Below are 9,079 nucleotides of genomic sequence, written 5' to 3'. Positions count from 1 at the left end.
ATTCGTCGCCGATCCGGCCGTGGATCGGTTCCGCGACCTCCTTGGCGCGCCGACCGTGGTGGTTATGCACGCGTTTCACGGAATTTTCGTCCATATCGCCCACACTGGGCGGATCCTCTGCAAGCCGAACTAGTTTAAAGGCAGCTCAGCCAGTATTTTCCCGGTGGGCCGCGGCGACCCGCTGCCGGGTTCGACGGTGAACGCCAGGGCGGTCGACGACCCGAGGGTCGGCAGAGTCTCCGTCGTCGAGGGCGTCACCGCGGTGGTGCCCATCGTCCCGGCGGAAGTGGGACCCGCGGCACCGATCAGCCACATCTGATAGACGGTGCCTGGAGACGGCGGCGGCACATTGTTCATCACCAGCACGCCGGCGTTGCGATCATGGGAGAAAACCACGGTCGCGGTTCCGGCACCCAGCGGGCGAGACACCGTCCGCACATCCGGCGCCGCCAACACCTGCTCGGCGACCGTGGATGCCGGATGCGGCCGCATCAACACGCCGACACCGAACGCGACCGCGCCCACCACGACCGCGGCCGCCGCCGATGACAAAACCGCGGTGCGCCAGCGTGATTGGCGACCGCCGCGCGAGTTCACCGCTGCCAGCGTCGCGGAACGCAGGCGCTGCGGTGGTTCGGCCGACGTTGCCGCGGACATCACCGCGACGGTCTCCCGGACACCGCGGACTTCCTCTTCGAACGCCGCTGCCAGCGCCCGTGGTGCGGCCGCCAGCTGCCGCTCGATGTCGGCCCGCTCCTGGTCCGAGACGGCATCCAGCGCATACGGTGTGGCCAGCTCGAGCAACTCGAATTCGGTCGGTTCGGTCATGCCACGTCCAAGCAATTGCGCAGGCCCCGCAGCGCATCGCGCATGCGAGACTTTATCGTCGACAGGTTGATGGCCAACCGCCTCGACACTTCGCTGTAGGTCAACCCGTCGTAATACGCCAACTGGATGCACTGCCGCTGCACATCGGTCAGCCCGCCGAGGCATTCCGCCACCCGCCGACGCTCGTCGCCGGCGATCGCCGATTCGGCAACCACATCGCTGGCCAGGTCGGTGCTTTCAGCGGCGTATCGGGCCTCCCGCCTGCTGCCGGCTTCCTCGGCGCGCACACGATCGACGGCCCTTCGGTGCGCGATGGTCATCAACCAGGCCAACGCCGAACCTTTGCTGGGATCGTATGCCGACGCCGTCCGCCACACCTCGAGGTAGATTTCTTGGGTGGTTTCTTCGCTGAAGCCGGGATCACGCATCACCCGCATCACCAGTCCATATACTCGGCTTTTGGTGAGGTCGTAGACAGCGGCGAAGGCCGCGCTGTCGCCCCGCGCGACCTCGTGCAGCAGGACGTCCAGCTCGTTGCTCAACGTGGGCGTTCCGGTCATCGATCGGTAGCCTATCCTTCGCGATTACCGCTGCGCTCTCAGTCGCCATAAACGTGCCAATCGATCTGCGGGTGAACGATCCGCGGCGCCATCCGCAGAGCCGACGCTGGACTCCACCCATCGCTCCATACGCGTTATTCGAAGCTGCCGGCGCGTTGGACGGGGCGCCGACCGGCATGTTCGGCGACCGTGGCGTGGTGTTACGCCCCAGCAAATGCGGGCATACTGACTTGCATGCGCTCCATCTGGAAGGGCTCGATAGCGTTCGGGCTGGTGAATGTTCCGGTCAAGGTGTACAGCGCCACCGAAGACCACGACATCAAGTTCCGTCAGGTGCACGCCAAGGACAACGGCCGCATCCGCTATCAGCGCGTGTGTGAAATAGACGGCGAAGTTGTCGAATACCGTGACATCGCCCGGGCCTTCGAGTCCGATGACGGTCAAATGGTCATCATCACCGACGACGACATCGCCACCTTGCCCGAGGAACGCAGCCGGGAGATAGAGGTCCTGGAGTTCGTTCCGGCCAGCGAGGTGGACCCGATGCTGTTCGACCGCAGCTACTTCCTGGAGCCGGACTCGAAATCGTCCAAATCCTATGTGCTGCTCGCCAAGACGCTCGCGGAGACAGACCGGATGGCGATTGTTCACTTCACGCTCCGCAACAAGACCAGGCTGGCCGCGTTGCGCGTCAAGGACTTCGGCAAGCGTGACGTTATGGTGGTGCACACCCTGCTGTGGCCCGACGAGATCCGCGATCCAGACTTCCCCGTGCTGGACAAGGAGGTCGACATCAAGCCGGCGGAGCTCAAAATGGCGGGGCAGGTGGTGGAGTCGATGGCCGAAGATTTCAACCCGGACCGCTACCACGACACCTACCAGGAGCAGCTGCACGAGCTTATCGAGGCGAAACTCGAAGGCGGAGAAGCGTTTACCACCGAAGAGCAGCCCAAAGAACTCGACGAGACCGAGGACGTTTCCGACCTGCTGGCCAAGCTGGAGGCCAGCGTGCGGGCGCGCGCGGGTGAGGGCAACGCACCCGCGAAGGAGGCACCTGCCAAGAAGGCCCCCGCGAAGAAGACGACGGCAAAGAAAGCACCCGCGAAGAAGACGACTGCAAAGAAGGCGCAGGCCAGAAAGACGGCCTCCAAAGCCGCGTCGAACTCTTGACCTCGCCCTGCGGCGTCAGCGCCGACGATTCGAGATGAAGCGAAACGCCACGGCTGCCAGGTTGATCGCGGCGACGATGAGGATCAGCGTCAGAGCCGCGCCCCAGATCCGCAGAAAACCGGCATGTTCCGGATTGGTGAGCTCGGTGTAGATCAGCAGCGGCAGCGAGGCCATGTTGCCGTGAAAGACGTCGAAGTTGATCGAGCGGCTGTAGCCGACCAGCACCAGCACCGGCGCGGTTTCACCAATGACGCGCGCGACAGCCAGCAAGACACCGGACACGATGCCCGGCATCGCGATCGGGAAGACAATCCACACGATCGTCTTCCACTTGGGAACGCCCAGAGCGTAACTGGCTTCCCGCAAGTCGTCAGGCACCAGCCGGAGCATTTCCTCGGTCGACCGCACCACCACCGGCAACATCAGCAAAACCAGCGCCAGCGAGACCGCGAAGGCGCTCTGCTCGAACCCCAAAGTGGCGATCCACAGGGTGAAGATGAACAGCGCGGCAACGATCGAGGGCACCCCGGCAAGCACGTCGACCATGAACGTCGTCAGCCGCACCAGGCGACCGGTGCCGTATTCCACCAGGAACACCGCGACCATGAGGCCCAAGGGCACCGAGAGGATGGCGGCCACCCCCGCCTGCACCAACGTGCCGTATATCGCGTGGTACACCCCGCCGGCGAATTCGTCTGGCAGCACCCCACGCAGCGAATGGGTCCACCAGCCCGACCGGGTGACGGCGTACCAGCCCCGCGTCGCCACCACCGCCAGCACCCAGACCAGCGGCACCAGAGCTCCGACGAACGAGACGATGAAAAACGTTGTCGCAGCCGTGTTAGTGGCCCGCCGCCGGAGGCTGAGCGGCCGGAAAACCTCGGTTTTGACCGGCCGGTCAAAGGCGTCGATCGTCATGAGCGCCGCACCGCATCGCTTCGTGCCGCGTGTCGGGGCCATACCACGACGGCATCGTCGCCCGCGTGGGTCATGCGTTGACCTTTCCGCCGGCAACTGCGCGCGCGAGCGCGTTGACGATGAATGTCAGGACGAACAGCGCGAATCCCGCTGCGATGTAGGCCCCGGTGGGCAGCGGCTCGCTGAATTCGGCTGCGGCGGAGGCGATCTTGGAAGCGAATGTGTAGCCGCCGTCGAACAGCGACCAATGGCCCGCTTGGGCAGCCGAGCGCAGGATGATCAGTACGGCGACGGTTTCTCCCAGCGCGCGGCCCAGCCCCAGCATCGACGCCGCGATCACACCGCTGCGACCGAAGGGAAGCACGGTCATCCGCACCACCTCCCACTTGGTGGCGCCCAGCGCCTGTGCGGCCTCCATCTGGATGTGCGGGGTCTGGCGGAACACTTCCCGCGACACCGAGGTGATGATCGGCAGGATCATCACCGAGAGCACGATGCCCGCGGTGAAGATGGTGCCGCCGCCGGCGAGCGAAACGTTGCCCTGCTTGAACAGAAACAACCAACCCAGGTTGCGGTTGAGAAACTCCGCAAACGGCTCGAGTTGCGGCGCCAGCACGAAGATGCCCCACAGTCCGAAGATGATCGACGGAACCGCGGCCAGCAGGTCGACCATCGCCGCGAACGGACGTGCGAACCGCTTGGGCGCGTACTGCGTGAGGAAAACCGCGATCCCGACCGCGACCGGGACGGCCAGCACCAGCGCGCTGACCGAGCTGAGCACCGTAACCATGAACAAATCGCGGATGCCGAACGCCAGGTGCTCCGCCTTGGCGGTGCTGAACTCCGCGCTGGTGAAGAAGTTCACCTGGTCCGCGCGCAGCGACGGGACGGCACGGACCAACAGGAACACCGCGATCAGCACGATCGCGATCACGATCGTTGCCCCGGCGGCGGCGGCGACCAGCTTGAACAGCTGGTCGCCGCGCTGCACCCGGTGCGGACGGGTCGCCTTCGGCGCCGACAAAGTGTCGGTCGACGGACTGGCGACGGATCCGCGCGTCATTGCTCCCCGTATCACGCGATGGCGTTGACCGCGGACGACAGTTTCGCCTTGAACGAGTCCGGAATCGGGATGTATCCGTTGTCGGCCAAGCCATTCTGGCCGGCACCGATTGTGCTTTGCAGGAATGCCTTCACGGCCGTACCGACTTGGGAGTCGGGGTATTTCGAGCAGACGATCTCGTAAGTCGCTAGCACGATCGGATACGAGCCGGCCTGCGTCGGCTTGTAGAACGAGTTGGTGTCGAGAACCAGGTCGTTGCCCTGTCCCTTGACCACGGCCCCGGCGATCGTCTTGCCGACGGAGTCCGCGCTGATGGCCACCGCGTCCGGACCGGCGGAGGTCACAATCTTGGCCATGTTCAAGTTCTGAGCCTTGGCGAACGACCATTCGTTGTAGGTGATCGAACCTTCGGTGGCCTTGATGGCGGCCGAGGTGCCGTCGTTGCCCTTGGCGCCCTCGCCGACACCGCCGTTGAACGTCTTGCCGGCGCCCTTGCCCCAGGCGCCGTTGGACGCTGCGTCGAGGTAGTGCTGGAAGTTGTCGGTGGTGCCGGATTGGTCGTTACGGAAGACCACGTGGATCGGTTCCGCGGGCAAGTTGACGCCCGCGTTGAGGCCCGCGATCGCGGGGTCGTTCCACGTGGTGATGGCACCGTTGAAGATCTTTGCGGCGGTGGGCCCGTCGAGGCTCAGCGAACTCACGCCCTTGACGTTGTAGGTGATCGCGATCGGGCCGAACACGACCGGCAAATTCCACGCCGGCGAGCCGCAGCGCCCCTGGGCCGCGGCGTACTCGTTCTGTGCCAGCGGCGAGTCCGAACCACCGAAATCGGTTTGATTGCCGGTGAATTCGGTGATGCCGGCGCCCGAACCATTGGCGGTGTAGTTCAAGGTCTGACCGGGGCAGGCCTGTTCGAATGCGTTGACGAAGCGGGTCATGGCGTTGGCCTGTGCCGTCGAACCGCTGGCCTTCAGCGTCTTCTTTCCGCCACAACTCACGTTTCCGGACGACGCGCCCGACGTCCCGCTTCCCCCGCCTGTCCCAGTGGCAGTGTTATTTTCCTTGCCACATCCGGACAACACCAGCGCGGCGCTTGCCAGGATACTTACCGCGGCGCCAAATCTGTTGAGCTTCAATTCAGTTCCTAACAGTTAAGGACACGCCGCCGCCGTGGCCGCGGCTCGCCAACCAGTCGTTCCCTCGCAGCCATGAAGCTAACAGCAAGAAGGTTAACGTTCGGCGAATTCTGCCCGGCGGTCACGCTCGCCAATCCGACGCGGATCAAACCCTTGCGGGGGTCACGTCGCGGTCCCCGTATGCCAAACTAGAACCTGTTTCAGAAAGGCCGCCGGCCGGGGCGGCGAGGTTGCTAGGGTTCGGCCACACCTCCAAGTACAGAGTCCAACAGAGAGGCCACCATGATCCTTGACAGGTTCCGTCTCGACGACAAGGTCGCCGTTGTCACCGGGGGCGGCCGCGGCCTCGGCGCGGCGATCGCGCTCGCTTTCGCCGAGGCCGGCGCCGATGTCCTGATCGCGTCCCGCACCCAATCTCAACTAGAAGCCGTCGCCGAACAGGTCCGCGCCACCGGCCGCCGAGCGCATGTCATCGCGGCCGATCTCGCCCATCCGGACGCGACCGCGCAACTGGCGGGTCAGGCGCTCGACGCTTTCGGGAAACTAGACATCGTCGTCAACAACGTCGGCGGAACCATGCCCAACACCCTGCTGACCACCTCGACCAAGGACCTCAAGGACGCCTTCACCTTCAACGTCGCCACGGCCCACGCCCTCACCGTCGCGGCGGTACCGCTGATGCTCGAGCACTCCGGCGGCGGCAGCATCATCAACATCACCTCCACCATGGGACGGCTGGCGGGCCGCGGTTTCGCGGCCTACGGAACCGCCAAAGCCGCGCTGTCGCACTACACCCGGCTGACCGCACTGGACCTATGCCCACGCATCCGGGTCAACGCCATCGCACCGGGATCGATCCTGACCTCGGCGCTGGACGTGGTGGCCGCTAACGACGAGCTGCGCGCGCCGATGGAGAAGGCGACGCCCATGCGCCGCCTCGGCGACCCCGTCGACATCGCCGCCGCGGCAGTGTATCTGGCGTCCCCGGCCGGCAGCTTCCTGACCGGCAAAACGCTCGAGGTCGACGGTGGCCTCACCTACCCCAACCTCGACATCCCCGTCCCGGACCTGTAGGAGCCCGTCATGGCCATACCCGTCGTTCAACTCGGCACCGGCAACGTCGGCGTCCACGCGCTCAGGGCGCTCATTACCAACCCGCAGTTCGAGCTCACCGGCGTGTGGGTTTCGTCGGACGCCAAAGCCGGCAAAGACGCGGCGGAGCTTGCCGGGCTTACGGACTCGACCGGCGTGCTGGCCACAACCGACCTGGATGCCGTGCTCGCGACGGGGCCCAAATGCGCCGTCTACAACGCGATGGCCGACAACCGACTGCCCGAGGCCCTGGAGGACTACCGACGCGTCCTGTCAGCCGGCGTCAATATCGTCGGCAGCGGCCCTGTCTTCCTGCAGTACCCATGGGAAGTGATCCCCGAAGAGCTCATCGCGCCGCTGGAAGATGCTGCGCGAGAAGGCAATTCGAGCCTGTACGTCAACGGCATTGACCCGGGCTTCGCCAACGACCTGCTGCCGCTGGCCTTGGCGGGCACCTGCCAGAACATCCGACAGATCCGATGCATGGAGATCGTCGACTACGCCACCTACGACAGCGCTGTGGTCATGTTCGACGTGATGGGCTTCGGCAAGCCCCTCGACGAGATCCCGATGCTGCTGCAGACCGGTGTGCTCAGCCTGGCATGGGGATCGGTGGTGCGCCAATTGGCGGCCGGCCTGGGGGTTTCACTGGACGAGGTCGCCGAGACTTACGTTCGCGAGCCGGCGCCCGAAGACTTCGACATCGCCTCGGGGCACATTCCGAAGGGGACCGCCGCGGCGCTCCGCTTCGAGGTGTTCGGAATGGTCAACGGCGACCCCGTCGTCGTGCTGGAACACGTCACCCGGTTACGCGAGGACCTGTGCCCGGATTGGCCGCAACCCGCCCAGCCCGGCGGCTCCTACCGCATCGAGATCACCGGCGAGCCGTCTTACGCCGTGGACATCGGCCTGAGCAGCCGCCTCGGCGATCACAACCATGCCGGACTGGTCGCCACCGCGATGCGGATCGTCAACGCGATTCCGGTTGTCGTTGCCGCCCAGCCGGGTATCGTCACGACCCTCGACCTGCCACTGGTCACCGGTCGCGGGCTCTACGTCCCCGGATAACCCGCGGCCGGACATCACCCGACGTTTGTCCGGTATGTTTTCGGCTATCCTCACTTTTTCATTCGGGGACATGGATCGAGGGTTAAAAGGTTGACGCAGGGCACCGAGGCCTCGCTCAAGACCGGTTGGTATCTGCTCGGGCCGGCGTTCGTCGCAGCGATCGCCTATGTCGATCCCGGAAACGTCGCGGCCAACGTCAGTTCCGGCGCGCAGTTCGGCTACCTCCTGCTGTGGGTGATCGTCACCGCCAACGTGATGGCGGGGCTGGTCCAGTATTTGTCGGCGAAGCTCGGTCTGGTGACCGGGCGATCGCTGCCGGCGGCGATCGGCACTCGGATGAACCGTCCGCTCCGGCTGACCTTCTGGGCGCAGGCCGAAATCGTGGCCATCGCGACCGACGTGGCCGAAGTCGTTGGCGGGGCGATCGCCTTGCGGATCCTGTTCAGTTTGCCCCTGCCGATCGGCGGCGTCATCACCGGCGTGATCTCGTTGCTGCTCCTGGCGATCAGGGATCGTCGCGGACAACTTCTCTTCGAGCGTGTCATCACCGGCTTGCTGCTGGTCATCGCCGTCGGCTTCGCAGCCAGTTTCTTTGTCGCCACCGCACCGTCCGATGCCGTGCTCGGCGGTCTGGTGCCCAGGTTCAGAGGGACCGAAAGTTTGCTGCTGGCCGCCGCCATACTGGGCGCCACCGTGATGCCCCATGCGGTGTATCTGCACTCCGGGCTTGCCCTCGACCGGCACGGACACCCGGAGGCGGGCCCGCACCGCCGCCGGCTGCTGCAGGTGACCCGCGTGGACGTCGTGCTGGCAATGGCCGTGGCCGGAACGGTGAACGTGGCGATGCTGCTCGTCGCCGCCATCAACTTGCAGGGCCACGCGGGAACGGCGTCAATCGATGGCGCCTACGCCGCGATCCACGACACGTTGGGACCGGCGATAGCGGTGATGTTCGCGGTCGGCTTGCTGGCCTCGGGCTTGGCGTCGGCGTCGGTGGGGGCCTACGCCGGCGCCATGATCATGCAGGGACTGCTCCATCGGTCGATTCCCATGGTGGCGCGCCGACTCGTCACACTGTGCCCGGCGGTGGCGATCCTGGCGCTGGGCTTCGACCCGACCCGCGCACTGGTGTTGTCTCAAGTCGTGCTGTCCTTCGGCATCCCGTTCGCAGTGCTCCCTTTGGTCAGACTGACGAGTAATCGGGAGCTGATGGGCCCCGAGGTCAACCATCCCGTCACCACGGT

Annotated in this window: 9 protein-coding genes; 4 read left to right on the top strand and 5 right to left on the bottom strand. The window is 65.3% G+C overall.

Features of this window, described 5'->3' with window-relative positions; translation table 11 throughout:
- Window positions 1–129 precede the first annotated feature (129 nt).
- On the bottom strand, window positions 130–828 hold the full coding sequence (locus tag JO059_RS16290) for an anti-sigma factor (RefSeq protein ID WP_293320483.1): 699 nt from the start codon (window positions 826–828) through the stop codon (window positions 130–132).
- Window positions 825–1,388, bottom strand: coding sequence for a sigma-70 family RNA polymerase sigma factor (locus tag JO059_RS16285; protein WP_293320481.1), 564 nt, complete (start codon window positions 1,386–1,388; stop codon window positions 825–827). The genes JO059_RS16290 and JO059_RS16285 overlap by 4 nt, the downstream gene beginning before the upstream one ends.
- 234 nt (window positions 1,389–1,622) lie before the next feature.
- Here JO059_RS16285 and JO059_RS16280 point away from each other — a divergent pair, with 234 nt between their 5' ends.
- A complete protein-coding gene (locus JO059_RS16280) occupies window positions 1,623–2,558 on the top strand; it encodes a Ku protein (RefSeq protein ID WP_293320479.1) in 936 nt (311 codons plus the stop codon).
- Window positions 2,559–2,573: 15 nt separating this feature from the next.
- On the opposite strand, the gene pstA is transcribed toward JO059_RS16280, so the two are convergent.
- From pstA to pstS, 3 genes are all read right to left on the bottom strand, one after another.
- On the bottom strand, window positions 2,574–3,476 hold the full coding sequence (gene pstA / locus JO059_RS16275) for a phosphate ABC transporter permease PstA (protein ID WP_293320477.1): 903 nt from the start codon (window positions 3,474–3,476) through the stop codon (window positions 2,574–2,576).
- Window positions 3,477–3,546: 70 nt separating this feature from the next.
- A complete protein-coding gene (gene pstC / locus JO059_RS16270) occupies window positions 3,547–4,539 on the bottom strand; it encodes a phosphate ABC transporter permease subunit PstC (protein WP_293320475.1) in 993 nt (330 codons plus the stop codon).
- 11 nt (window positions 4,540–4,550) lie between these two features.
- Window positions 4,551–5,675 (bottom strand): phosphate ABC transporter substrate-binding protein PstS, encoded by a 1,125-nt coding sequence (gene pstS, locus JO059_RS16265; RefSeq protein WP_293320473.1) that lies wholly within the window; start codon window positions 5,673–5,675, stop codon window positions 4,551–4,553.
- A 282-nt stretch (window positions 5,676–5,957) separates the two neighbouring features.
- Here pstS and JO059_RS16260 point away from each other — a divergent pair, with 282 nt between their 5' ends.
- The 3 genes from JO059_RS16260 to JO059_RS16250 form a co-directional block, all read left to right on the top strand.
- A complete protein-coding gene (locus JO059_RS16260; RefSeq protein ID WP_293320471.1) occupies window positions 5,958–6,749 on the top strand; it encodes an SDR family oxidoreductase in 792 nt (263 codons plus the stop codon).
- Window positions 6,750–6,758: 9 nt separating this feature from the next.
- Complete coding sequence (locus JO059_RS16255) at window positions 6,759–7,835, top strand: diacylglycerol kinase (protein ID WP_293320469.1); 1,077 nt, start codon at window positions 6,759–6,761, stop codon at window positions 7,833–7,835.
- 90 nt (window positions 7,836–7,925) lie between these two features.
- On the top strand, window positions 7,926–9,079 hold a 1,154-nt coding region (locus JO059_RS16250; protein ID WP_293320467.1), incomplete at its 3' end, for an Nramp family divalent metal transporter.

Origin of the sequence: Mycobacterium sp., assembly GCF_019247615.1 — a bacterium.
GTDB lineage: Bacteria > Actinomycetota > Actinomycetes > Mycobacteriales > Mycobacteriaceae > Mycobacterium.
The sequence above is the reverse complement of the archived record's forward strand: the minus strand, read 5'-3'. Positions and strand labels throughout refer to the sequence as shown.